The 23971-nt window shown below is 69.0% G+C and carries 24 protein-coding genes; 18 read left to right on the top strand and 6 right to left on the bottom strand.

Annotation, left to right across the window (positions count from 1 at the left end):
* Positions 1 to 70 precede the first annotated feature (70 nt).
* A complete protein-coding gene (malQ, locus tag K3G64_RS20595) occupies positions 71 to 2206 on the bottom strand; it encodes a 4-alpha-glucanotransferase (RefSeq protein WP_238886968.1) in 2136 nt (711 codons plus the stop codon).
* A gap of 120 nt (positions 2207 to 2326) precedes the next feature.
* Here malQ and K3G64_RS20590 point away from each other — a divergent pair, with 120 nt between their 5' ends.
* The gene (locus tag K3G64_RS20590) at positions 2327 to 3499 is read left to right on the top strand and encodes an MFS transporter (protein WP_238886967.1); all 1173 of its coding nucleotides are present in this window, start codon (positions 2327 to 2329) and stop codon (positions 3497 to 3499) included.
* On the opposite strand, the gene K3G64_RS20585 is transcribed toward K3G64_RS20590, so the two are convergent.
* The 4 genes from K3G64_RS20585 to K3G64_RS20570 are packed head-to-tail and all read right to left on the bottom strand — an operon-like array spanning position 3468 to position 5682.
* Complete coding sequence (locus tag K3G64_RS20585) at positions 3468 to 3791, bottom strand: DMT family transporter (RefSeq protein WP_238886966.1); 324 nt, start codon at positions 3789 to 3791, stop codon at positions 3468 to 3470. The two genes, K3G64_RS20590 and K3G64_RS20585, sit on opposite strands and share 32 nt — an antisense overlap.
* On the bottom strand, positions 3791 to 4123 hold the full coding sequence (locus K3G64_RS20580; RefSeq protein WP_238886965.1) for a DMT family transporter: 333 nt from the start codon (positions 4121 to 4123) through the stop codon (positions 3791 to 3793). Before K3G64_RS20580 ends, K3G64_RS20585 begins: the two co-directional genes overlap by 1 nt.
* Before the next feature lie 9 nt (positions 4124 to 4132).
* Positions 4133 to 4756 (bottom strand): TetR/AcrR family transcriptional regulator, encoded by a 624-nt coding sequence (locus tag K3G64_RS20575; RefSeq protein WP_238886964.1) that lies wholly within the window; start codon positions 4754 to 4756, stop codon positions 4133 to 4135.
* Positions 4753 to 5682, bottom strand: coding sequence for an oxygenase MpaB family protein (locus tag K3G64_RS20570; protein ID WP_238886963.1), 930 nt, complete (start codon positions 5680 to 5682; stop codon positions 4753 to 4755). Before K3G64_RS20570 ends, K3G64_RS20575 begins: the two co-directional genes overlap by 4 nt.
* Positions 5683 to 5758: 76 nt before the next feature.
* Between K3G64_RS20570 and K3G64_RS20565 the strand changes: the two genes are divergently transcribed.
* The 9 genes from K3G64_RS20565 to K3G64_RS20525 all read left to right on the top strand — a co-directional run bounded on the left by K3G64_RS20565 (position 5759) and on the right by K3G64_RS20525 (position 14011).
* Positions 5759 to 7312 carry a carboxylesterase/lipase family protein gene (locus K3G64_RS20565; protein WP_238886962.1) on the top strand — a complete coding sequence of 518 codons (1554 nt, stop codon included), beginning with the start codon at positions 5759 to 5761 and terminating at the stop codon, positions 7310 to 7312.
* A gap of 81 nt (positions 7313 to 7393) precedes the next feature.
* A complete protein-coding gene (locus K3G64_RS20560) occupies positions 7394 to 8281 on the top strand; it encodes a sterol desaturase family protein (RefSeq protein WP_370647235.1) in 888 nt (295 codons plus the stop codon).
* 29 nt (positions 8282 to 8310) lie between these two features.
* Positions 8311 to 8793 (top strand): cation:proton antiporter regulatory subunit, encoded by a 483-nt coding sequence (locus K3G64_RS20555; RefSeq protein WP_238886960.1) that lies wholly within the window; start codon positions 8311 to 8313, stop codon positions 8791 to 8793.
* Positions 8794 to 8797: 4 nt separating this feature from the next.
* Positions 8798 to 9973: a cation:proton antiporter gene (locus K3G64_RS20550; RefSeq protein ID WP_238886959.1), complete on the top strand. Its 1176-nt coding sequence runs from the start codon at positions 8798 to 8800 to the stop codon at positions 9971 to 9973.
* Between the two features lie 249 nt (positions 9974 to 10222).
* Positions 10223 to 10918: an Rv1815 family serine proteinase gene (locus K3G64_RS20545; RefSeq protein ID WP_238886958.1), complete on the top strand. Its 696-nt coding sequence runs from the start codon at positions 10223 to 10225 to the stop codon at positions 10916 to 10918.
* A gap of 97 nt (positions 10919 to 11015) precedes the next feature.
* Positions 11016 to 11354 carry an ArsR/SmtB family transcription factor gene (locus K3G64_RS20540; protein ID WP_238886957.1) on the top strand — a complete coding sequence of 113 codons (339 nt, stop codon included), beginning with the start codon at positions 11016 to 11018 and terminating at the stop codon, positions 11352 to 11354.
* Positions 11351 to 11989, top strand: coding sequence for an SRPBCC family protein (locus K3G64_RS20535; RefSeq protein WP_238886956.1), 639 nt, complete (start codon positions 11351 to 11353; stop codon positions 11987 to 11989). Before K3G64_RS20540 ends, K3G64_RS20535 begins: the two co-directional genes overlap by 4 nt.
* 49 nt (positions 11990 to 12038) lie before the next feature.
* On the top strand, positions 12039 to 12533 hold the full coding sequence (locus K3G64_RS20530; RefSeq protein ID WP_238886953.1) for a VOC family protein: 495 nt from the start codon (positions 12039 to 12041) through the stop codon (positions 12531 to 12533).
* Complete coding sequence (locus tag K3G64_RS20525; protein WP_238886946.1) at positions 12530 to 14011, top strand: FAD-binding protein; 1482 nt, start codon at positions 12530 to 12532, stop codon at positions 14009 to 14011. Before K3G64_RS20530 ends, K3G64_RS20525 begins: the two co-directional genes overlap by 4 nt.
* Here K3G64_RS20525 and K3G64_RS20520 read toward each other — a convergent pair.
* A complete protein-coding gene (locus K3G64_RS20520) occupies positions 14008 to 15924 on the bottom strand; it encodes an ABC transporter ATP-binding protein/permease (protein ID WP_305071295.1) in 1917 nt (638 codons plus the stop codon). The genes K3G64_RS20525 and K3G64_RS20520 overlap by 4 nt on opposite strands.
* 148 nt (positions 15925 to 16072) lie before the next feature.
* On the opposite strand from K3G64_RS20520, the gene K3G64_RS20515 reads away from it, so the two are divergent.
* The 8 genes from K3G64_RS20515 to garA all read left to right on the top strand — a co-directional run bounded on the left by K3G64_RS20515 (position 16073) and on the right by garA (position 23960).
* Entirely contained in the window at positions 16073 to 17725 is a 1653-nt protein-coding gene (locus K3G64_RS20515) for an acetolactate synthase (RefSeq protein WP_238886942.1), read from the top strand.
* A gap of 88 nt (positions 17726 to 17813) precedes the next feature.
* Positions 17814 to 20105 carry an accessory Sec system translocase SecA2 gene (gene secA2 / locus K3G64_RS20510; protein ID WP_238950869.1) on the top strand — a complete coding sequence of 764 codons (2292 nt, stop codon included), beginning with the start codon at positions 17814 to 17816 and terminating at the stop codon, positions 20103 to 20105.
* Between the two features lie 9 nt (positions 20106 to 20114).
* Positions 20115 to 20777, top strand: a complete 663-nt coding sequence (locus K3G64_RS20505; RefSeq protein ID WP_238886940.1) for a CDP-alcohol phosphatidyltransferase family protein — start codon at positions 20115 to 20117, stop codon at positions 20775 to 20777.
* A 60-nt stretch (positions 20778 to 20837) separates the two neighbouring features.
* On the top strand, positions 20838 to 21743 hold the full coding sequence (locus K3G64_RS20500) for a DUF881 domain-containing protein (RefSeq protein ID WP_238886938.1): 906 nt from the start codon (positions 20838 to 20840) through the stop codon (positions 21741 to 21743).
* Positions 21744 to 21765: 22 nt separating this feature from the next.
* Complete coding sequence (locus K3G64_RS20495; protein WP_238886936.1) at positions 21766 to 22098, top strand: small basic family protein; 333 nt, start codon at positions 21766 to 21768, stop codon at positions 22096 to 22098.
* Entirely contained in the window at positions 22098 to 22907 is an 810-nt protein-coding gene (locus tag K3G64_RS20490) for a DUF881 domain-containing protein (RefSeq protein ID WP_238886934.1), read from the top strand. Before K3G64_RS20495 ends, K3G64_RS20490 begins: the two co-directional genes overlap by 1 nt.
* 44 nt (positions 22908 to 22951) lie before the next feature.
* Positions 22952 to 23347: a glycine cleavage system protein GcvH gene (gene gcvH, locus K3G64_RS20485; RefSeq protein ID WP_238886932.1), complete on the top strand. Its 396-nt coding sequence runs from the start codon at positions 22952 to 22954 to the stop codon at positions 23345 to 23347.
* 133 nt (positions 23348 to 23480) lie between these two features.
* Positions 23481 to 23960, top strand: coding sequence for a glycogen accumulation regulator GarA (garA, locus tag K3G64_RS20480; protein WP_238886930.1), 480 nt, complete (start codon positions 23481 to 23483; stop codon positions 23958 to 23960).
* Positions 23961 to 23971 lie beyond the last annotated feature (11 nt).

Raw genomic sequence — 23971 nt, 5'->3', positions numbered from 1 at the left:
TCCTCGGTCGGTGCGCTGCGAACATATCGCAGCGGTGACGAATGTGAAACCGGAGACGGGGCCGCCCGCGTTACACCGACGGGTGCACCGCCGAGCGCATCGCCTCGGCAAGGCGGGCCGCTCCTTCGTCGTCGAACACGTCCTCGAGCAGCAGTTTCCTGCCGTCCGGACCGGTCAGCGGGATCCGCCAGTTCGGGTATTCGTCGGTGGTTCCCGGCTGGTTCTGGGCGCGTAGGTCGCCGACCGCGTCGGCCAGCGACAGGGCGAGCAGACGCGATGGCGTGCGGCCGAGATAGCGATGCAATGCCTCGACGACGTCGGCGACAACGGTGTGCTCGTGGTCGAGCAGCCCGACGCGGCGCAGTTCGGCGAGCCAGGCGTGCTGTTGCTCGCGGTCGGCGGCCAGTTCCTCGTCGGCGGGCCGGGTCAGCAGCCCGAGTTCCTCACGCAGCCGCACGTGCACGCCCGCAAGATAACCCGCCGTCGGCGGCAGGTCGTGCGTGGTGACCGCGGACAGGCAGAATTCACGCCAACGCTCGGCGGGCAGTGGTCCGCCCGTGGCATCGGGACCGTCGCGGTCGGCCTCGAACCACAGGATCGACGTCCCGAGCAGCCCACGATCGTGCAGGTAGTCCCGCACCCACGGCTCGACTGTGCCCAGGTCCTCGCCGACGACGACGGCGCCGGCGCGGTGGGCCTCCAGCGCCACGATGCCGATCATCGCCTCGTGGTCGTAGCGCACGTAAGTGCCGTCGGTGGGTGGGGCGCCCTGCGGAATCCACCAGAGCCGGAACAACCCGATGATGTGGTCGATGCGCACCCCGCCTGCGTGCCGGAGCACCGCGTTGACCAATGCGCGGAACGGCTCGTATGCCTGCTTCTCGAGCTGGTCGGGGCGCCATGGCGGCTGTGACCAGTCCTGGCCCAGTTGGTTGAACTCGTCGGGAGGCGCGCCCGCCGTGACGCCGAGCGCCAACACGTCCTGCAGCGCCCAGGAGTCGGCGCCGTTGGGGTCCACCCCGACGGCCAGGTCGTGCATGATGCCCAGATCCATCCCGGACTGGACCGCAGTGGCCTGTGCGGCGGTGAGCTGGTCGTCGAGTTGCCACTGCAGCCACCGATGGAAGTCGACGGCATCGGCGTGTTCGGAGGCGTACTCGGCGACCGCGGCGGCGGCGGGATGGTGAAGTTCTTCGGGCCACCCGTGCCAGTCGCCGCCGTACCGCTCGGCCAGCGCGCACCAGATTGCGAAGTCGTCGAGGCGGGCGCCCTCGCGCTCGCGGTAGGCGGCATAGGCGAGTTCGCGCCCTGCCGAGCGCGGCACCTGGTACAGGGCATGCAGCGCGGCACGTTTGACCTTCCACGCCGAGTCGCGGTCGATCTTGTCGGCGCGGTGCGCGCGGCTCTGCACGTACTCGCGCGCTTTGCGCATCCGGCCGCGACGGCGGACATAGGCGTATTCGGGTATCGCCTCCACCCGCAGGTAGATCGGGTTGACGAAGCGCCGCGAGGTGGGCAGGTAGGGCGACGGTTCCATCGGTCCGGTCGGCGCCGCCGCATGAAGCGGGTTCACCAGGATGAAGCCGGCCCGATGCCGCGCCGCCGACCACACGGCGAGGTCCGTCAGATCCGTCAGATCGCCGATGCCCCAAGAGTTTTCCGATCGCACACTGTAGAGCTGGGTGGCCAGTCCCCAGTGCCGCCCGGGCGGGGGCGCCAGCGTGGCGGGAGAGACGATGATCGGTGTGCCGATGTCCGACGAGCCGACCTGCAGATGCAGGCGGTGGTAGCCGATCGGCAGGTCGGCGGGCAACTCGAACGAGGCTTCGCCGATCAGCCGGCCGTCGAGGTCGAAGGGTGGGCGATTGTTCTCGAGCTGCCGCAGGCCGGTGCGCACCGAACCGTCCTCGAGGCGGATCCACAGGCCGACCGGATCGCCGTGGTCGACGTGCACCCAGAACGGTTTGGCGCTGCCTGAGCGCGCGATGATCGTCGGCGGCAGCGAGCGCGTCCAGTAGTCGCGGTCCAGGTCGGCAAGGGCGGCGGCCCGCTCGTCGCCGGTGCCTGCCGCGACGCCGAGGGCGTCGAGCACCGAGATCAGGGTCGACTCGGCGACGGCGATGTTCTTGCCGGTCCAGTCCTCGTATTCCGTTGCCACCCCGTAGCGGCGCGCCAGTTCGGCCAGTGACGCGTCGGACTCAGTCATGTCGTTGATCTTGCCCGGTCCGTACCTTCTGCGCGCTTCGCCACGACCGGAGTTCATACCCGTTGGGGCCCGTATTAACCCCGGCCAAGCCGGACAAGCGATCTCGGTAGGGTCGGCCGCATGGCGCAGCACCGCCGGGCCCGCGTCGCGGTCGCCGCCCTGTTCGGCAGCAACGGTGCCCTGTTCGCCAACCTGCTCCCGCGCTACCCGGAGATCAAGGCCGACCTGCAGTTGTCCAATGCGGTGTACGGCGGGGCGATCGCGGCGTTCTCCGCGGGGGCGCTGGTCGCGGGACTGACGGCGGCGGCGCTGATCCGGCGGTACCGCTCGGCACGGGTCGCGGTCGTCGGGACCTTCGGCATCGCAGCGTTCGTCGTGGTCGCCGGTCTGGCCGCCGGACCCGTCATGCTGGCCGCGGCTCTGTTCGTCGCAGGCGCGTCCGACGCCGTGACAGACGTCGCGCAGAACGCCCACGGCTTACGCCTGCAGCGCGCCTACGGCCGGTCCATCATCAACTCGTTCCACGCCGTGTGGTCGGCGGGCGCGATCCTCGGCGGGTCGATGGGCGCCGCGGCGATCGCGTTGGACATCTCGCGCACCGTGCACCTGACGACCGCTGCGCTGATCTTCAGCGCCGTCGTCGTGATCGCCTATCCCCACCTGCTGAAGGGCTCCGACCTTGACAGCCGGCCGGCGGGGCGCAGTACCCAGGGCGCCGGCGCGGGCCCTGCGGTGTACGCGGCGCTGCTGGCATTGGTGGTGATCGCGGTGGCCGGTGCCGTTGTCGAGGATGCCGGGAGTTCATGGGCGACGTTGTATCTTCGCGACGTTCTCGGGGCACCGGGCGCGGTCGCGGCCCTCGGCTACGTCGGGATGGCCGGGGCGATGGTCGTCGGACGGCTGATCGGAGATCGCCTAGTCGACCGGTTGGGCGAACGCGCAGTGGTGCGGGCCGGCGGGTTCATCACGGCCGCCGGCATGGGCGCCGCACTGGCGTTCCCCTCGATCCTCGGCACGATCGCCGGGTTCGCCGCCGCCGGTTTAGGGGTTGCGACCCTGATTCCGGCCGCGATGCACCGCGCCGACCAGCTTCCGGGACTGCGCCCCGGCAGCGGCCTGATGGTCGTCACCTGGCTGATGCGCATCGGCTTCTTCGGCGCTCCGCTGATCGTCGGCGTCACCGCCGACGCGACCACCCTTCGGGTCGGGCTGGTGACCGTGCCGGTAGCGGGCGTGGTGGTGTTTGCCCTGGCCGGGGTGCTCAGTGTGCGGCGCTGGCCAGCTCGATCGTGAGCACACCGGCCACGATCAGCGCGATGCCTGCGACCATCACCCAGGTCAGCGGTTCGGCGAACAGCACCCGTGCGATGAGGGCGACGAGGGCGACGCCGCAGGCCGTCCATACCCCGTACGCGATCCCGACGGGCATCCCCAGTCCCAGCGTCAGCCACAACAGGTAGAACGACGCCAGATAACCGAGCACCACGGGGCCGATCCACGCCTTCTTGCGGAAACCGGCGGAGGCTCGCAGCGACAGCGTCGCGACGACCTCGAGGAGGATCGCCGCGGCCAGCGTCCACCACATCACGCCTGGGCCGGCCGATGCGAGCCGAGTTCGATGAGCAGCACGCCGACGATGATCAGGGCGATGCCGGCGACGATCGGCCAGGTGAACGGGTCGCCGAAGATCACCGCGGCCAGCGTGGCCGTGCCCGCGGTGCCAAGCGCACCCCAGATGCCGTAGGCGACCCCGATCGGAATCCCGGCCCGCAAGACCATCGTCAACAACGCGAACGCGCCGAGGTACCCGGTGACCACCACCAGCAGCCATCCCGAATGATCCTGTGCGGCACGCAAAGACAGGGTTGCGGCCACCTCGGTGGCGATGGCACCGAGAAGCAGTGCCCACTTGGTCACCCGACCAACCTAGCTCAGCGCGCGTTCCACCATCGGAGTCAGGACGTCGTGTGCGAACCTGCGCAGTTCGGCATCGTCGCCGAAGTCGGGGTCGGCGGGCGGCATGGAGATGTAGGTGAAGAACAGCCGGGCGAACACATCGGCGACCCAGCGCACCGACTGCGCGGGCGTGCCCGCCGACTCGCCGTGAATGTAGTTGGCGATGAACGCCGAACCCATCTTCACCAGTTCCGTGGAGTCGCCGATCGGCGCTGGTTCCACCTGCCCGGCGCGGCGCAGCATCGGGTGCTCGCGGGCGAAGGTGACCGCCGCGATGAACGCCTCGGCGACGCCCTCGTGCGGGTCCACCACGGTGTCGATCGCGTCGGCGACCGCGGCGAGGAACCGCTGGGTCTCCCGCCGGACCAGCGCCTCGACGAGGTCGTCGCGACGGGGGTAGCGCCGGTAGGCCGTCATCCGGGACACGCCCGCGCGGCGCACCACGTCCTCCACCGTGATCCGTTGCAGGCCAACGGCGGCGGCTTCCTGCACGGCAGCATCGAGGATGCGTTGGCCGGTACGGTCGGCCGTCTCGTCGATGCTGCCGCGCCCCGACGCACCGCCGACCGCGCCGATGAGTGCGGCGTCGATCACGTCGTCACGAGCTCCGTCGCAGCACCTGCCGCCCGCGCCCGTGCCAGTTCGGCGTAGCGCGGTGTGCCGAACGCCCAGCGCAGCTGCCGGGCATCGAGCTGCAGCGCCGGTTCGATGAGTCGGCGGGTCAGCGCGGCCGGGCGGTCGTAGCCCACGAGCTCGCGCGCCCACCGCGGTGCCCGGCTCATACCCGCGTAAATCGCGAAGCGGTGCAGCCGACGGTCCACCGGCGCGGGCAGGTTCCCGAAGAACGGAGAGGTCATCAGGAAGTCGAGGAACTCACGTGTCTGCGCGTTCACGCTCAGCCGCGGGCGCATCGTGGCGACGAAGTCGTCGAGTTCGGCTGTGCTGGTGGGTACCCAGTCGGCCCCGCCCATTCTGCCGATCACCGCCTGCTCGGCGAGGTAGCGATCCTTCTCCTGCCGCGACAGGGACCGTTTCGTGTGTTCGAATGCCCGCAAGATCATCCACGGGATGCAGGTGTGCACCCACGCGATCAAGTCGGGATCCAGCGCGCGGTAGGCCACCCCGTCCGGCCGGGTCCCGGTTACGTGGGAGTGCACCCGCCGGACGCGGTCGATGACCCGCGTTGCGGCTTCGGTGTGGCCGAAGGTGGTGGCCAGGACGTAGCCGAGGGTGGCCCTGGCGCGCTGGAAGGGGTCCTCGCGGTAGTTCGACAGGTCCTGCACCCCTGCGATCACGGACGGGTGCAGAATCTCGAGCACGATCGCAGGCAGCCCGGCCTGCGACACCGCCGCCAGGTCGGCGTTGACCTCCCAGGACACGCTCCCCGGCCCAAGCAGCCCCGGATCGCCTGGCGGGCCGCCGTAGACCGCTGGGTCGTCATGCCGGCCGGCGCTGCGCTCGAAATCGGCGACGATGCGCCGGCGAAGCCGGTCACTCGGTGATACGAATGTGACACTCACCTCACCAGATATACCATCCTTACGTGCCCGCGCGTAACCTGATTGGGCAGTTCCTTCACCGAGTCAGGGAGTTCCGATGACCGCCGACGCACGCCGCGGCACCGACCGCCTCGTCGTCGACACCGCGTACGGCCCGGTCCGCGGCGTGGACGACGGGATCGTCAAAGTGTGGAAGGGCGTCCGCTACGCCGCCGCACCCGCCGGAGACCTCCGGTGGCGGGCGCCGCAGCCCGCGCCGCGATGGCACGAGCCCCGCGACGCGACCAGGGTGGGTCCGGCGTGCCCGCAGCCGACCGATCCGCGAATCCCGCTCGACCTCGGCGCTCCGCAGGGGGAAGACTGCCTGAGCCTGAACGTGTGGGCGTCGTCGGACACCGAGCCCGGCGCGGGCAAACCCGTCCTGGTGTGGGTGCACGGTGGCGCCTACCTGCTCGGCTCCTCGGCCCAGCCGCTGTACCACGGCCGCGCGCTGGCATCCGGTGGGGATGCTCTGATCGTCACCGTCAACTACCGGCTGGGCGCACTGGGCTTCCTCGACCTGTCCTCGCACGGCGACCAGTTCGCCACCAACCCCGGCCTGCGCGACGTCCTCTTCGCCCTGCAGTGGGTGCGCGACAACATCGCCGGCTTCGGGGGAGACCCCGACCGGGTGACACTGTTCGGCGAGTCGGCGGGCGCGGGCGTCATCACCACGCTGCTGTGCAGCCCGGCCGCGGACGGACTGTTCGGCGCCGCGATCGCGCAGAGCTCACCCGCGACGTCGATGTACGACCGCGACCGCGCGCAGCGGGTCACCAGCCTGTTCCTCGAGGAGTTGGGCATGCGGCGCGAGGAAGCGGGCCGGCTGCCGTCGGTGCCCATGCATGCGCTGCTGGCCGCATCCAAGAAGGTGTTCGACGACATCCCCGTGCGCACACCCGGCACGCTGGCGTTCGCCCCCATCATCGACGGGGACATCGTGCCCGGCAATCCGGTGAAGCTGGCCCGCGACGGCCGGACGCATCCCGTTCCGCTGATCATCGGCACCAACGAACACGAGGCGGCGCTGTTCCGCTGGATGAAGTCGCCGCTGATGCCCATCACGCCGGGCGCGATCAGGGCGATGTTCGCCGAGATCGCGGCCGAACAGCCCGAGCTGCAGCTGCCCGGTGAGGAGCAGATCCGGGCCGCCTACCGTGGCCGTGGCAAGCGGATCGGCATGGGGGTCGCGCGAGACATCGGGTTCCGGATGCCCTCGGTGTGGTTCGCCGAGGGTCACCAGGAGGTGGCGCCGACCTACCTCTACCGGTTCGACTTCGCCACCCCGATGCTGCGCCTGCTTCGCCTCGGCGCCGCCCACGCGACCGAACTGCCCTACGTCTGGGGCAATCTGGTCGCCGGCCCGAAGGACCCCACCTTCCGGCTGGGCGGTCTGAAGGCGGGCCGCACGCTCTCGGAGCGGATGCGCAGGCGCTGGCTGAACTTCGCCGTCGACGGTGTTCCCGACGCCGGCGCGGGTGACCCCCGATGGCGGCCGTACCGCGCCGGCGACCGCGCCACGCTGGTCATCGACGCGCAGGACCGCATCGTCGACGACCTCGACCGCGACCTGCGCCTGGCGTGGGGCGATCAGGTACTCAGCTTCCGTTGAGTCGTATGCTCTGCACCGGAAGTGGCTGGAGGTGTTGAGGTGGACCTGAACGGTGTCTTCTCCCACGTGCTGCCACCCCTGATGCACGATCCCGTCGTCTTCGCGGTGCCCTTCTTCCTGCTGCTGCTCGTCATCGAATGGGCCGCCGCCCGCAAGCTCGCGCACGACGAAGCAGCCGAGCGCGCACCTGCCGGGGGCTACCTGCGCGCCGATGCCTGGGCCAGCATCTGGATGGGCGTGGTGTCCATCGGCACCAGCGGCCTGCTCAACTTCGTCGCACTGCTGGGCTATGCCGCGCTGTATGTCTACGTCGCGCCGTGGCAACTACCCGCCGGTGCCTGGTACACCTGGGTCATCGCGATCGTCGGCGTCGATTTGCTCTACTATCTGTACCACCGAATGGCCCACCGGGTCCGGCTCGTCTGGGCCACCCACCAGGCGCACCACTCGAGCCAGTACTTCAACTTCGCCACCGCGCTGCGGCAGAAGTGGAACATCAGCGGCGATGTGTTCCTGCGCGCGCTGCTGCCGCTGTTCGGCGTGCCGCCGTGGATCGTGTTCGCCAGCTTCTCGATCAACCTCGTCTACCAGTTCTGGATTCATACCGAGCGGATCGGAAAACTCTGGGGGCCAATCGAATTCGTTTTCAACACGCCGTCGCACCACCGGGTGCATCACGGTATGGACCAGCAGTACCTCGACAAGAACTACGGCGGCATCCTCATCGTGTGGGACCGGCTGTTCGGCAGCTTCGCCGCCGAGACGGTCCGGCCGCACTACGGGCTGACCAAGCAGGTGGACACCTACAACATCCGGACGCTGCAGACGCACGAGTACGTCGCGATGGCGCGCGACGTGCGCCGGGCGCCGCGATGGCGGGACAAGCTGGGCTATCTCTTCGGCCCGCCGGGCTGGCAGCCGGCGCCGCAGCGAACCGCGGCCGGGCAATCGGCCCAAGTGCCCGTCTGACACCGCAGCCGACGCCGCAAGATGTAGGCATGGACGTCAAAGAGGTACTGCTGCCCGGCGTCGGGTTGCGCTACGAGTTCGAGAACCGCGACGGCGACCGCATCGGCGTGGTCGCCAGACGCACCGGCGACTTCGAGTTCGTGGTGTATCCGCGAGACGATCCCGACCAGGCGCAGGACGTCTTCCGGCTGTCACAGGAGGAGGCCGAGGCGCTGGCGCAGATCCTGGGCGCACCGCGCATCGCCGAGCGGTTCGCCGACCTCACCCGCGAGGTGCCGGGCCTGAACGCCGGTCAGGTGGCCCTGCCGCCGGACAGCCCGTTCGTCGACCGCCCGCTCGGCGACACCCGTGCCCGGACCCGCACCGGTGCCTCGATCGTGGCGATCGTGCGCGACGAGACGGTGCTGGCCTCGCCCGGCCCGACCGATCTGCTCCGGGCCGGTGATGTGCTGGTGGTGATCGGGACCGAGCAGGGCCTGGCGGGTGTCGAAGACCTCGTGACCCGGGGTTGAGGCGGTGCCGATCTCGACGGCGCTGCTTCTCGAGCTCGGCGTCATCCTCACTGTGCTCACCGTGCTGGGCACCGTGGCGCGCCGGTTCGCACTCTCGCCGATTCCGTTGTATTTGCTGGTCGGCCTCGCGCTGGGAAACGGGGGATTCGCACCGATCCCCGCGGCGGGGGAGTTCATGCGCACCGGCGCCTCGATCGGCGTCGTGCTCCTGCTGCTGACCTTGGGGTTGGAGTTCTCGATCACCGAGTTCGCCAGCAGCCTGCGCCGACACATGCCGTCCGCCTGGGTGGACTTCGTGCTCAACGCGTCGCCCGGCGCGCTGGCCGGAGTGCTGCTGGGTCTCAACGGAGTCGGAATCCTCGCGCTGGCCGGTGTCACCTGGATCTCGTCGTCCGGAGTCATCGCCCGGCTGCTCGCCGACCTGCGCCGCCTCGGCAACCGCGAGACGCCGGCCGTGCTGTCGATCCTCGTGCTGGAGGACTTCGCGATGGCCGCTTATCTGCCGCTGCTGGCGGTCCTCGCCGCCGGCGGCACGCTCGTACAGGCCCTGCTGGGGATGGCGATCGCCGTGGCGGCCCTGGTCGTCGCCTTCCTGGCGTCGTACCGGTGGGGCCACCACGTCGGCCGGCTCGTGGCCCATCCGGACAACGAGCAGCTGTTGCTCCGCATCCTGGGGCTGACGTTGATCGTGGCGGCCCTTGCCGAGTTCGTGCACGCCTCGGCCGCGGTCGGCGCCTTCCTAGTCGGCCTGACGCTGACCGGCGACGCCGCCGATCGCGCCCGCGCGGTGCTCAGCCCGCTGCGCGACCTGTTCGCCGCGGTCTTCTTCCTGGCCATCGGCTATGCGGTCGACCCGGCCGACCTGGTACCGATGTTGCCCGCCGCCTTGGCGCTGGCGGTGGTCAGCGGCGCGACCAAGGTGGCGACCGGCGTGTTCGCCGCCCGCCGGGACGGGGTAGGGCGTCCGGGCCAACTGCGCGCCGGAACCGCGCTGATTGCGCGCGGGGAGTTCTCGCTCGTCATCATCGGACTGGTCGGTCTGTCGATCCCGCAGGTCAGCGCCGTCGCCATGCCGTACGTCTTCGTCATGGCGATCGTCGGGCCGGTGCTGACCCGCTTCACCGGCGGCCGACGCCGACCCCGGCGCAGATCGTCGACGTCCGCGCCGCCGGCCACGTAGGGTCCGCCACGTGAAGACATTGTTCGATGCCGGCGACGACCCCGACCTCGTCGAACGCTCTGGGATTGGGCTTCGACTCCTAGCCGTACCCGTTTCGTAACGCTCCCGAGACCTTGACCGATGGGCTAGTGACGGCACCATCGTCGAGTGGTTCTCCGAGTCGGGCGGATTGTAATTCTGTCGCTCCGGTATTGGGCTCCGCGACACGCCGGTACCGTGTCAACCCTGACCCGTAGAACGGAGGCGACAGTGCGCCGTCGATGGTTACGCCCACTGGCAGCAGCGATCGCCCCGATCGGCGCCCTCACGCTCCTCGCCGCGCCTGCGCAGCCCGCCCCGGGCGTGCCGGTGTTTCCCGGCATGGAGATCCGCCAGGACACCAACGTCTGCACCCTGGGCTATGTCGATCCGGGGGCGCGGGTCGCTTTCACGGCCGGTCACTGCCGCGGCAGCGGTCCCGTGCACGACAAGGCCGGCAACCTCGTCGGGATGCAGACCGTCTTCCGCGACAACACACCCAACGGTGCGACGATCGACACCAACCACCAGATCGCCGACTGGATGGCGATCACCCTGGCCCCCGACGTCATGATCAACAACGTCCTGCCGGGCGGCAGGGTGCTGGTGTCCGACCCGACCGTGGCGCCGACGCCGGGTCAGCCGGTCTGTCACTTCGGAGTCGTCACCGGCGAGAGCTGCGGCACCGTGGAAGCCGTCAACAACGGCTGGTTCACCATGGCCAACGGCGTGGTCAGCCAGAAGGGTGACTCCGGAGGCCCGGTGTACGTGTTCACACCCGACGGGCGGGCCGCGATCATCGGCATGTTCAACAGCACCTGGGGCCGGTTCCCCGCGGCGGTGTCCTGGCAGGCGGCCAGCCAGCAGGCCCGAGAGGACGTCATCTCCGCGGCGTCCTCCGTGGCCCCTCCGATCAGCGTCCCCTAGCGCCCGTCGAGTTCGAGACGTCGCGCCGGAGACTCAACCCCGGTGGCTCACTTATTGAAGCCTTGACTTATATAAGTTACGCCTTTATCTTTAGTCCGTGCACGCGTTCGACGTCCTGGGCGACCCGGTGCGCCGCCGCATCCTCGAACTGCTCGTCGAGGGCGAGTTGTCGGCGGGCGCGATCGGCGAAGCCATCCAGACCGAGTTCGCAGTCACGCAGCCGGCGGTATCACAACATCTGAAAGTGTTGCGCGACAACGGCTTCACCACCGTACGACCGGAGGGCCAGCGGCGACTCTACGCCGTCAACGGGGCTGCGCTACGCGACGTCGACCAGTGGCTCGACCGGTTCCGTCGCTTCTGGACCCCGCATCTGAACGCGCTGGGCACCGAGATCGCCCGCGGAAAACGGGAACGACGAAGGAAGGCACCATGAAAGACATCGATGTCGACCATCAGATCAACGCGGTGCGGCGCACCGTCGGAACGCGGGCGATCGAGTCGGGGGAGGCGCACGTCGTCACCATCAGCCAGGCCTACGACACCGACCAGGACGATCTGTGGGAAGCGGTCACCACGGCCGACCGCATCGCGCGGTGGTTCCTGCCCGTGTCCGGCGACCTCGAGGTCGGCGGTTCCTACCAACTGCAGGGTCACGCCAACGGGACGGTGCTGACCTGCGATCCGCCGAAGAATTTCACCGCGACCTGGGAATCGGGCGGCAGCGTCAGCTGGATCGACGTCAGCGTCATCGCCGAAGACGCTGAGCGGGCGCGGCTGGTCATCGAGCACATCGCGCAGGTGGACGACGAGACCTGGCGCCGGTTCGGCCCCGGCGCCACCGGCATCGGGTGGGACTCCATGCTGCTCGGCCTGGCGCTGAACCTGGCCTCCGGACAGGGCGTCGACCCCGCGGAGGGGCAGGAATGGACCACCACCGAAGAGGGCCGCCGTTTCCTGAAACTCTCGGGCGAGGCGTGGTACACCGCCCACGTCGCTTCGGGTGAGGACTCGGAATCGGCGCGCGGGTCGGCCGATCGGTGCCTGGCGGCGTACTACGGCGAGGAATAACTAGAACACGTTCTAGCCAAGGCGGCGGGCCGACGATATCCTCGACGCGATGCATGCCCAGACACCTGTCCAAATTGCGTGGGTGACGCGGGACCTCGATGCGACCGAGAAGGTGCTCAGCGCGCTGTTGGGCGCGAAGAGATGGGTGCGTATGCCCGACGTGCACTTCGCGCCGGACGCCTGCACGTTTCGCGGCGAACCGGCGGACTTCGTCGCGACCATCTCGTTGAGCTATGCCGGGGAGACGCAACTCGAGCTCATCGCGCCGATGTCGGGAGCCAGCCTCTACAGCGAGTTCCTCGAAGCCTGCGGGCCCGGCCTGCACCACATCTGCGTGGAGAAGTCGGACGTAGAGGCGTTCGACGCGGCGTTGGTCGACGTCGAAAACGCAGGGATGTCGGTCGTCGCACAGGGGCAGATGCCCGGCGGTATGCGGTTCGCCTATGTCGCGGCGCCGGCGGCCGGGGTGCCCTATGTCGAGATCGCTTACATCCCCGATGAGATCAAGGCATTCTTCGAGTACGTGAAACAGGAGCAGACGTGAAGACCGACATTCCCGACACCGTGGCAGCGGCCGAAGTGACGTCCTGGTCCGACGAAACCGACGTGGTGGTGCTCGGATTCGGCATCGCCGGCGGATGCGCGGCGGTCAGCGCCGCTGCGGCCGGCGCCCGGGTGCTGGTGCTAGAGAAGGCCGCCGACGCGGGCGGCACCACATCGATGGCCGGCGGTCACTTCTATCTCGGCGGCGGCACCGCCGTGCAGACGGCCACCGGCCACGACGACAGCCCCGACGAGATGTACAAGTACCTGGTCGCGATGTCGCGCGAGCCCGAGCACGACAAGATCCGGGCGTACTGCGAGGGCAGCGTCGAGCACTTCGATTGGCTGGAGGCGCTCGGCTTCCAGTTCGAGCGCAGCTTCTATCCCGGCAAGGTGGTGGTTCCGCCCGGCACCGAGGGCCTGTCCTACACCGGCAACGAGAAGGTGTGGCCGTTCTGCGAGCAGGCCAAGCCGGCCCCGCGCGGCCACTCCGTCCCGGTGCCCGGAGAACTGGGCGGCGCCGCGATGGTGATCGACCTCTTGGTCAAGCGCGCCGCCGACCTCGGGGTGCAGATCCGATACGAGACCGGCGCCACGAACCTGGTCGTCGACGACGGCCGCGTCGTGGGCGTGCAGTGGAAGCACTTCGGCGAGACCGGGGCGATCAGAGCCAAGTCGGTCATCATCGCCGCGGGCGGATTCGCCATGAATGCCGACATGGTCGCCGAGTACACACCGGCATTGGGCCACAAGCGGAAGACCAAGCACCACGGCGAGGTCGAGCCCTACATCCTCGGCAACCCCAACGACGACGGCCTTGGCATCCGGCTGGGCATGTCGGCGGGCGGGGTCGCCACGAACATGGATCAGTTGTTCATCACGGCCGCGGCCTATCCACCGGAGATCCTGCTCACCGGAATCATCGTCAACAAGGACGGCAAACGCTTCGTCGCCGAAGACTCCTACCATTCGCGCACCTCGGCCTTCGTCCTCGAACAACCCGATCAGACGGCGTATCTGATCGTCGACGAGGCGCACATGGAGATGCCCGAGATGCCGTTGATCAAATTCCTGGACGGCTTCGAGACCATCGAGGAAGCCGAAGCGGCACTTGGCATTCCGCAGGGCAACCTGGTGGCCACGCTGAAGCGGTACAACGACTACGCGGCGCGAGGAGACGATCCGGACTTCCACAAGCAGCCCGAATATGTTGCCGCGCAGGACAAGGGACCGTACGCGGTGTTCGACCTGTCACTGGGCCGGGCGATGTACAGCGGGTTCACCATGGGCGGACTGGCGGTCTCGATCGACGGCGAGGTGCTGCGCGAGGACGGCGCAGCCGTGCCCGGGCTCTACGCCGCCGGCGCCTGCGCGTCGAACATCGCTCAGGACGGCAAGGGGTACGCCAGTGGAACCCAGCTCGGCGAAGGGTCGTTCTTCGGCAGGCGCGCAGGCGCGCACGCCGCCGCACATCGCTAGACCAGGGCCGGCTCGCTGCCCTCGATGCGGCTGAACCGCCAGTCTCCGTCGCCGAGCAGCTCCAGCTCGTGCGTGTGGTGCTGCTCGACGGTCTTTCGATGGCTGACGCTGACCAGGATGGTGTCGGGCAGCCGGGTGCGCACCAGCTGATACAGCAGGAACTCGACGCCCTCGTCGAGCGCGGAGGTGGACTCGTCGAGGAACACCGCCTTGGGTTCGGTGAGCAGGATCCGGGCGAACGCGATGCGCTGTTGCTCACCGGGTGAGAGCACCTTGGCCCAGTCCTGCACCTCGTCGAGCCGCCCGACCAAATGCGGCAGTGCCACCGCCTCCAGGGTGCGCTCCAGCGTCTGGTCGGCGACGGCGCCCTCCTGGTTGGGGTAGCTGACCACGGCGCGCAGATCACCGAGCGGCACATACGGAAGCTGCGACAGGAACATCGTCTCGTTGTCGCCGCACGGCCGCGTCAACGTGCCGGACGTGTAGGGCCACAGCTCGGCGAGGCTGCGCAACAATGTGGTCTTGCCGACGCCGGACGCACCGGTGACCACCATGGTGTCGCCGACCTCCAGCCGCAGGTCGAGGGGATTGATGAGCTGCCGCCCGTCCGGCGTGCGGACCTCGATGTCGGACAGCGCCACGGTGCCGTCGGCGCACGGCGTGGTGGTGATCTCCGGAAGCGCGCGGCCCTCGTCGTTGGCGACGACCAGCCCGTGCAGCCGGATTATCGCCGCCCGGTAGCCGGCGAACTGGTCATAGACGTTGCGGAAGAAGGACAGTCCCTGCTCGATGTTGCCGAACGCCGACGCCGTCTGGCTCATCGCACCCAGCGTGATTTCGCCGCTGAAGAACCGGGGGAACTGCAACAGATACGGCGGCACCACGATGATCTGGTCCATCGACAGGTTCCAGCCGTAGAAGCCCATCATCCGGTTGATGTAGCGCTTGTAGTTGGACACCACCGGGACGAACAGCTTGCGCAACCCGCTGCGCTCGGCCGCCTCACCGCGGTAGAACGCAACCGCCTCGGCGGCGTCGCGAAGCCGCACCAGCGCGTACCGGAACGCCGCGTTGAACTTCTCGTTGTTGAAGGCCAGCCCGATGATCGGTCTGCCGACCCAGAACGCGACGACCGTCGCGAAGAGCACATACCCGATCAGGATCCAGAACATGGCCTTGGGCACTTCGGTTCCGAGCACCGGCAGGGTGAGCGTGCCCGACAGGTTCCACAGGATCGCCGTGAACGAGATCATCGAGACGATCGCGTTGACCGCCCCGAACAGCAGCGTCGCGGTGGAGGTGTTGTTCGGGGTGTTGGGCAGGCCGCCGACCCCGGCGGTGAAGATGTCGATGTCCTGCTGAATGCGCTGATCGGGGTTGTCGATGGTCTGGTCGATGAACCGGCCCCGGTAATAGGCCTTGCCGTCGAGCCAGTCTCCGGTGAGGCGGTCGGTCAGCCAGATCCGCCACGCCAGCATGAACCGCTGGGTGATGAACAGATCCAGCATGATCCGCGAGACGTGCAGCACCGCCAGCACCGCGAAGACCAGCATCGAGAGCCAGAAGCCGTCCCTGCCGGAGGCCTTGACGAGGTCGTCGTCGTTGCCGATGCCGGCCGCGACCACCTGGAAACTCGTCATCATGTCGTTGCCCTGGTAGCTGAACAGGACCGAGAGGCGAACGCCGACGATCACCGACAGCAGGATCACCGCCAGCCACAGCCACACCTTGACGCTCTCCGGGCCCTTGAAGTAGTCGCCGGTGATGCGCCAGAACTGCCTGCCCCATTCGGTGCGCCTCATGATCAGCACCAGCACCGCCACCGTGCAGATCGCCGCGATCGCCCAGGCCTGGGCGATCCACCTCAACGAGTCCAGGAGCTCGCTGCTCCAGTCCAGCGTCGGGACGAACATTCCCTCATCCATGCGGGCAAGGTACCGCGACAACCTGCGGTCGGCGCCGCGACCGTCTCAACCGCCGACGGCGAGTCCGTGCAGCCACGATCGGCCCTCGCCGACTTCGATCTCCTGGTCACCGACCACGGCTGATTATGCTCCCCCCATGAGCCTCGATGCTGCGGATACAGACCGGGTCAATGCGGGACATCTGATCGCCCGGCGGCTGCGGGCCAGCGGCATCGACACGGTCTTCACACTCTCGGGTGGCCACCTGTTCTCGATCTACGACGGGTGCCGCGCCGAGAACATCCGGCTCATCGACACCCGGCACGAGCAGACCGCCGCCTTCGCCGCCGAGGGATGGTCCAAGGTGACCCGCCTGCCCGGGGTGGCCGCGCTGACCGCGGGCCCCGGCGTCACCAACGGTATGAGCGCGATGGCCGCCGCCCAGCAGAACCAGTCGCCGCTCGTGGTGCTCGGCGGCCGCGCGCCTGCACTGCGGTGGGGTCAGGGCTCGTTGCAGGAGATCGACCATGTCCCGTTCGTGGCGCCGCTGTGCCGGTTCGCGGCCACCGCGGATTCCCCGGACGCGGCGGGCAAGCTGGTCGACGACGCGTTGCGGGCGTCGGTCGGAGCGGCGGACGGAATCTCCGGGGTGGCGTTCGTCGACTTCCCGATGGACCACGTCTTCAGCGAGGCCGCCGACGCCGGTGCCCCCGGAGCGTTGACCGAGCCGCCGGCGGTGCGGCAGGCCGACGGCGATGCACTCGAAACCGCGCTGCGACTGCTCTCACAGGCCGAGCGGCCCGTCGTGATGGGGGGCACCAACGTGTGGTGGGGCCATGCCGAGGCCGCCCTGCTGGAACTCGCAGAGGCCCTACGCATTCCGGTGCTGATGAACGGCATGGCGCGCGGCACGGTTCCCGCCGACCATCAGCTCGCGTTCTCCCGGGCCCGATCGAAGGCGTTGAAGGAGGCCGACGTCGCCGTCGTGATCGGGGTGCCGATGGACTTTCGCCTCGGCTTCGGTGGAGTGTTCGGGCCCGACACGACGCTGATCGCCGTCGACCGCGTCCCGCAGCAGCGCCCCCATCCGCGCACGGTGGCCGCCGCCCTGTACGGGGACCTGACAACGACGTTGGCGGCGCTGTCGACCGCGTCGGGGCCTGATCACGAGGCGTGGATCGCGGCGTTGCGCGCGGTGGAGACCTCAGCGCGGGCGGCCGAGGCCGACGAGCTGGGCGACGACCGCATGCCGCTGCATCCCATGCGGGTGTATGCGGAACTGAGCGCGATGCTGGACCGCGACGCCATCGTGGTGATCGACGCCGGCGACTTCGGCTCGTATGCAGGCCGAGTGATCGACAGTTACGTGCCGGGGGCGTGGCTGGACAGCGGGCCGTTCGGCTGCCTCGGGTCGGGGCCGGGTTACGCCCTGGCGGCCAAGCTGGCCCTGCCGCATCGGCAGGTGGTTCTGCTGCAGGGCGACGGGGCGTTCGGGTTCTCCGGGATGGAATGGGACACGTTGGTACGCCACGACGTTCAGGTGGTGTCGGTGATCGGCAACAACGGCATCTGGGCGCTGGAGAAGCACCCGATGGAGGCGATCTACGGCTACTCCGTCGTCGCCGAACTACGGCCGGGCACCCGCTACGACGAAGTCGTCGCGGCGCTCGGCGGGCACGGCGAGTTGGTGTCGGCGCCCGCCGAACTGCGGCCCGCACTGGATCGCGCGTTCTCGTCGGGCCTGCCCGCAGTCGTCAATGCGCTGACCGACCCGACGGTGGCCTACCCCCGTCGCTCCAACCTCGCCTAGCGGGCGGCGGGCCGGGGCCGCGTACCTTGATTGTGTGGCGAAGACCAAGACCCGAGCCTCAGGTCGTGTCAGCAATCGGTTCTGGCGGATGCTCGGCGCCAGCACCGACCGGGACCAGGCGCACTCGATGGCGCAGGTGCACAGTTCGGCGGAATTCGAAGAGAAGGCCGCCGCGCTCGACGACGAACAGCTGCGCAAGGCCGCCGAGCTGCTCAACCTCGACGACCTGGCCGAGTCGATCGACATCCCGCAGTTCCTGGCCATCGCGCGAGAAGCCGCCGAACGGACAACGACGCTGCGGCCCTTCGATGTCCAGCTGCTCGGCGCGCTGCGCATGCTCGCCGGTGACGTCGTCGAGATGGCCACCGGTGAGGGCAAGACGCTGTCCGGCGCGATCGCCGCGGCCGGCTACGCGCTCGGCGGCCGGAGCGTGCACGTCATCACCATCAACGACTACCTCGCCCGCCGGGACGCCGAGTGGATGGGCCCGCTGCTCGAGGCGCTGGGACTCACGGTCGGCTGGATCACCGAGAAGTCCACGGCCGACGAGCGTCGCGCGGCCTACGAATGCGACATCACGTACGCCTCGGTCAACGAGATCGGCTTCGACGTGCTGCGCGATCAGCTCGTCACCGACGTGGCCGACCTCGTATCGCCGAACCCGGACGTCGCGCTCATCGACGAGGCCGACTCGGTGCTCGTCGACGAGGCGCTGGTGCCGCTGGTGCTGGCCGGCACGAGCCACCGCGAGACGCCCAAGATCGAGCTCATCCGAATGGTCGGCGAACTGACCCCGGGTGTGGACTTCGACACCGACACCGACGCCCGCAACGTGCACCTGACCGAGACCGGTGCGCAGAAGGTCGAGGCCAAACTCGGCGGCATCGACCTGTACTCCGAGGAGCACGTCGCGACCACGCTCACCGAGATCAACGTGGCGCTGCACGCGCACGTCCTGCTGCAACGGGACGTGCACTACATCGTCCGCGACGACGCCGTCCACCTGATCAACGCCTCCCGCGGCCGCATCGCCCAGCTGCAGCGCTGGCCCGACGGGCTGCAGGCCGCCGTGGAGGCGAAGGAGGGCATCGAGACCACCGAGACCGGTGAGGTGCTCGACACCATCACCGTGCAGGCGCTGATCAACCGCTATCCGACCGTCTGCGGCATGACCGGCACCGCGCTGGCCGCCGGTGAGCAGCTGCGCCAGTTCTACAAGCTCGGGGTCTCGCCGATCGAGCCGAACAAGCCCAACATCCGCGAGGACGAACCCGACCGGGTCTACGTCACCGCCGCCGCCCGAAACGACGCAATCGTCGAGCACATCAGGACCGTCCACGAGACGCGCCAACCCGTGCTCGTCGGCACCCGAGACGTCGCCGAATCGGAGGAACTGCACGAGAGGCTGGTCAAGGCCGGCGTGCCCGCCGTCGTCCTGAACGCCAAGAACGACGCCGAGGAGGCCGCGGTGATCGCGGAGGCCGGCAAGCTGGGCAGCGTCACGGTGTCCACCCAGATGGCCGGGCGGGGCACCGACATCCGGCTGGGCGGGTCCGACGTAAGCGATCACGACGCCAGAAAGAAAGAGGTCGCCGAACTCGGCGGGCTGCACGTCATCGGCACCGGCCGCCACCACACCCAGCGCCTGGACAACCAGCTGCGTGGGCGCGCCGGACGCCAGGGCGACCCGGGCTCGTCGGTCTTCTTCGCCAGCTGGGAGGACGACGTGGTCACCGCCCACCTTGAGCCGAACAAGCTGCCGATGGACACCGACCCGGAGAAGGAGGACGGCCGCGTCGTCAACCGCAAGGCCGCGGGCCTGCTGGACCACGCGCAACGCATCGCCGAGGGCCGCATGCTCGACATCCACGCCAACAACTGGCGCTACAACCAGCTGATCGCCCAGCAGCGCGCCATCATCGTCGAACGCCGGAACACGCTGCTGCGCACGCCGACGGCGCGCGAGGAACTGGCCGAACGGTCACCGAAGCGCTACGAGGAGGTCGCGGAGCGGCTCGGCGAGGACAAGCTGGAAAAGGTCTGCCGGCTGATCATGCTCTACCACCTGGACCGCGGTTGGGCCGATCACCTGGCCTACCTCGCCGACATCCGGGAGAGCATCCACCTGCGCGCGCTGGGCAACCAGACCCCGATCGACGAGTTCCACCGGATGGCCGTCGACGCGTTCGCGTCGCTGGCCGCCGACGCGATCGAGGCGGCCCAGCAGACCTTCGAGACCGCGCAGTCGATCGAGGACGAGCCGGGCATCGACCTGTCCAAGCTCGCCCGGCCGACGTCGACCTGGACCTACATGGTCCATGACAACCCGCTCGCCGACGACTCGTTGTCGGCGCTGAGCCTGCCGGGTGTGTTCCGCTAGGTTTAGCCCATGACCGAGGCGCATCGTCGGGCGCCTTCGCCGCCGCCGGACGAGCCGGGCCCCGCCCGGGACCGGGTGCTGACCGTGCCCAACGTGCTGAGCGTGGTGCGCTTGGTGCTGATCCCGGTCTTCCTGTGGCTGCTCCTGGTCGCCGACGCCAACGCATGGGCGGTGGCGGTGCTGATGTTCAGCGGGTTCTCCGACTGGGCCGACGGCAAGATCGCGCGCCTGGTCGACAACCAATCCTCGCGACTGGGGGAGTTGCTCGACCCGCTCGTCGACCGCATCTACATGATCGTGGTTCCGGTGGCGATGGCGGTTCACGGCTCGCTGCCCTGGTGGACCGTGGTGACGTTGGTGGGCCGCGACGCGGTGCTGGCCGCCACGCTGCCTCTGCTGCGCAGTCGCGGGTTGACCGCGCTGCCGGTCACCTACATCGGCAAGGCGGCCACGTTCGCGCTGATGTCCGGGCTCCCGCTGATCCTGTTGGGGCAGTGGGACGCGTTGTGGAGCCGGGTGATCCTGGCGTGTGGCTGGGCCTTCCTCATCTGGGGGCTGGCGATGTACCTGTGGTCGGGCGTGCTGTACCTGCTGCAGGTGGGGCTGGTGATGCGGCACATGCCCAAGGTGGCCGCGATGAGCGCTCGCGCGAAGAGCCGAGGAACCCGATGAGCGCTCGCGCGAAGAGCCGAGGAACCCGATGAGCGCTCGCGCGAAGAGCCGAGGGCACAGATGAGCGCGCTCGGCGGCTACGACCTCGAGGCGGGCCGGAATGCGCATGCGGCCGACCGGCCGACGCTGATCCCCGTGCCGTCGCTGCTGCGCTCGCTGCTGACCGACCACCTCGACCCGGGTTACGCCGCGGCGGCCGAGGCCAGGGCGGCAGGCCGGGTGCGCCCATGGTGGCAGGCCTGGGCGTGGCAGGTGGCCGGTGCGGCGCTGCTGGTGACGGTGTTCGCCGTCGCGATGGCCCAGGCCCGCGAGACCGCCCCGGGAATGCAGGCCACCCAGCAGGCCCTCGCCGGCAGTGTGCGCGCGGCCGACAGCACCGTCAGCGAACTGTCCGCCCGTCGCGATGCGCTGGCCACCGAAGTGGATGCCGAACGCCGCAGCCGCCTGGAAGGCGATGCCCTCGGCCAGCGGCTGCTCGCCCAACTCGACCAGGCCAACATCGCCGCCGCGGCCACCCCGGTCACCGGTCCGGGATTGACCATCACCGTGACCGACCCGGGCGTCAGCGAGGAGGCCGACCTCAGCGACGTGTCCAAGGAGCGGCTGCCGGGCAGCCAGCAGATCATCCTGGACCGAGACCTGCAGCTGGTGGTCAACTCGTTGTCGGTGAGCGGCGCCGAGGCGTTGTCTGTGGGCGGTGTCCGGATCGGACCCAATGTGACGGTCCGCCAGGCGGGCGGGGGTATTTTGGTCGACAATCAACCGATCAGCAGCCCGTACGAGGTTCTCGCCGTCGGACCGCCACGCGAGATGCAGGATGTGTTCGACCGCAGCCCCGGCCTGCAGCGGCTGCGGCTGCTCGAGTCCGCCTACGGCGTGGGAGTGAGCGTGAGCGCGGGCGACGCGCTTACCCTGCCCGCGGCGTCCGTTCGAGAAGTGAACTTCGCCAGACAGATTGGGCAATGACCCGGGAGATGAGTCCAGCCACGTGATCGGAATCGCCGCACTCGTCGTCGGCATCGTGCTCGGCCTGGTGTTCCAGCCGGACGTGCCCGAGTTCGTCCAGCCGTATCTGCCGATCGCGGTGGTCGCCGCGCTGGACGCCGTGTTCGGCGGGCTGCGGGCCTATCTGGAACGCATCTTCGACTCGAAGGTGTTCGTGGTCTCGTTCGTGTTCAACGTGCTCGTCGCCGCGCTGATCGTCTACGTCGGCGACCAGCTGGGCGTCGGCACCCAGCTGTCCACCGCGATCATCGTCGTGCTCGGTATCCGGATCTTCGGCAATGCAGCCGCGTTGCGGCGCAGGCTGTTCGGCGCCTGATGAACGAACACACCCCGCAGCACAAGCAGCCGCAGCACGGCCGCCACGAACTGGCGCCCGATGCCCAGCCGCCGGACGGCACGGACCGAAGCGGTCGGCTCCGCAGCCGGTCGCAGTTGATCTTCGGCGCGCTGGCGGTGGTGCTGTGCATCTTGCTGGGCATCGCGATCGTCACCCAGGTGCGCCAGAACGAGTCCGGTGATTCGCTGGAGACCGCCCGCCCGGCCGATCTGCTGGTGCTGCTCGACTCGTTGCAGCAGCGCGAGGCCGCGCTGAACACCGAGGTGGCCGAACTGCAGCGCACCCTGGCAGAGCTGCAGGCCTCCGGCAGCAGCGATCAGGCGGCGATCGAGAACGCGCAGGCCAGGCTCGCGGCGCTGTCGATCCTGATCGGGACGGTGCCCGCCACGGGGCCCGGCGTCAGGCTGACCATCAGCGACAACGCGCCCGGCGTGCCCGCCGAGACCCTTCTCGACGTGATCAACGAACTGCGCAACGCCGGTGCCGAGGCGATGGAGATTCAGGGGCGCGCCGGCGACCAGCGAACCGCGGTCCGCGTCGGCGTGTCCACCTGGGTGATGGGCGCCCCCGGCGCACTGGTGGTCGACGGCACCACGCTGAACCCACCGTATTCGGTTCTCGCCATTGGTGATCCACCGACACTTGCCGCGGCGATGAACATTCCCGGCGGCGCCGTGGACAGCGTCGAGCGCGTCGGCGGGACCATGTCGATCGAGCAGTCCGCCCGGGTCGACGTCACCGCCTTGCGGCAACCGAAACCACGCCAATACGCTCAGCCCGTCAAGTGAGGGCGCGAGTCCTCGACGAACAACCCTGGAACCAGAGGAGCTTCGTGAGCGAAATCCCAGCCGACCTGCACTACACCGAGGAACACGAGTGGGTGCAGCGCACCGGCGACGGCACCGTTCGCGTCGGGATCACCGATTACGCGCAGTCGGCCCTCGGTGACGTGGTGTTCGTCCAGCTGCCCGACGTCGGGGCCGACGTCACCGCCGGCGAATCGTTCGGCGAGGTCGAATCCACCAAGTCGGTGTCGGACCTCTACGCGCCCGTCAGCGCGAAAGTCATTGCGGTGAACGGCGATCTGGAGGCAACGCCGCAGCTGGTCAACTCCGACCCCTATGGCGAGGGCTGGCTGGTCGAGCTGCAGGCCGACGCCTTGGCGCTGGAGGCGGGCCTGGGCGGACTTCTTGATGCCGACGGCTACCGCGCCACCGTGACCGAATGACGAGTTGTTAGGGTCGTGCAGACGCCGAAGCCAACTAGGGCTGATCCGGCGGTGGTGGGCACAGTGAAGCCCACTGCGCGGTACGGTCGACACCGACGCGGTATCGCCACGCACAGCCAGTTAGGAGCAGCGGGTGCCACAGAACGACCAGAACTCTGGGGCTGACCAGACGTCTGACGAAGTCACCGTGGAGACGACATCGGTATTCCGCGCCGACTTCCTCAACGAACTGGACGCCCCGGCGGCGGCGGGCGCTGAAGGAGCGGTCTCGGGGGTCGAAGGTCTGCCCGTCGGCTCGGCCCTGCTCGTCGTCAAGCGCGGACCGAACGCCGGGTCCCGCTTCTTGCTCGACCAGCCGACCACGTCGGCGGGCCGTCATCCCGATAGCGACATCTTCTTGGATGACGTCACGGTGAGCCGTCGGCATGCCGAGTTCCGCCTCGAAAGCGGCGAGTTCCAGGTGGTCGACGTGGGGAGCCTGAACGGCACCTACGTCAACAGGGAGCCGGTGGACTCCGCGGCGCTGGCCAACGGCGACGAGGTGCAGATCGGCAAGTTTCGCCTGGTGTTCTTGACCGGGCCCAAGAGCGACGAGAGCGGTTCGACCGGCTAGTGGCCGGTGAG

The organism is Mycobacterium sp. IDR2000157661, from assembly GCF_022317005.1.
In the GTDB taxonomy this organism is placed as follows: domain Bacteria; phylum Actinomycetota; class Actinomycetes; order Mycobacteriales; family Mycobacteriaceae; genus Mycobacterium.
Note: the sequence above shows the minus strand (reverse complement) of the source record. Positions and strands in the feature narration are given on the sequence as shown.

Bases quoted from the DNA above. Each gene is read 5' to 3' on its own strand.
- K3G64_RS20515 (WP_238886942.1), top strand. From the start codon at position 16,073: ATGAGCCTCGATGCTGCGGATACAGACCGGGTCAATGCGGGACATCTG.
- K3G64_RS20565 (WP_238886962.1), top strand. From the start codon at position 5,759: ATGACCGCCGACGCACGCCGCGGCACCGACCGCCTCGTCGTCGACACC.
- K3G64_RS20500 (WP_238886938.1), top strand. From the start codon at position 20,838: ATGAGCGCGCTCGGCGGCTACGACCTCGAGGCGGGCCGGAATGCGCAT.
- K3G64_RS20590 (WP_238886967.1), top strand. From the start codon at position 2,327: ATGGCGCAGCACCGCCGGGCCCGCGTCGCGGTCGCCGCCCTGTTCGGC.
- K3G64_RS20585 (WP_238886966.1), bottom strand. From the start codon at position 3,791: ATGTGGTGGACGCTGGCCGCGGCGATCCTCCTCGAGGTCGTCGCGACG.
- K3G64_RS20535 (WP_238886956.1), top strand. From the start codon at position 11,351: ATGAAAGACATCGATGTCGACCATCAGATCAACGCGGTGCGGCGCACC.
- K3G64_RS20520 (WP_305071295.1), bottom strand. From the start codon at position 15,924: ATGTTCGTCCCGACGCTGGACTGGAGCAGCGAGCTCCTGGACTCGTTG.
- K3G64_RS20490 (WP_238886934.1), top strand. From the start codon at position 22,098: ATGAACGAACACACCCCGCAGCACAAGCAGCCGCAGCACGGCCGCCAC.
- secA2 (WP_238950869.1), top strand. From the start codon at position 17,814: ATGCTCGGCGCCAGCACCGACCGGGACCAGGCGCACTCGATGGCGCAG.
- malQ (WP_238886968.1), bottom strand. From the start codon at position 2,206: ATGACTGAGTCCGACGCGTCACTGGCCGAACTGGCGCGCCGCTACGGG.
- K3G64_RS20555 (WP_238886960.1), top strand. From the start codon at position 8,311: ATGGACGTCAAAGAGGTACTGCTGCCCGGCGTCGGGTTGCGCTACGAG.
- K3G64_RS20505 (WP_238886940.1), top strand. From the start codon at position 20,115: ATGACCGAGGCGCATCGTCGGGCGCCTTCGCCGCCGCCGGACGAGCCG.
- K3G64_RS20560 (WP_370647235.1), top strand. From the start codon at position 7,394: ATGCACGATCCCGTCGTCTTCGCGGTGCCCTTCTTCCTGCTGCTGCTC.
- K3G64_RS20530 (WP_238886953.1), top strand. From the start codon at position 12,039: ATGCATGCCCAGACACCTGTCCAAATTGCGTGGGTGACGCGGGACCTC.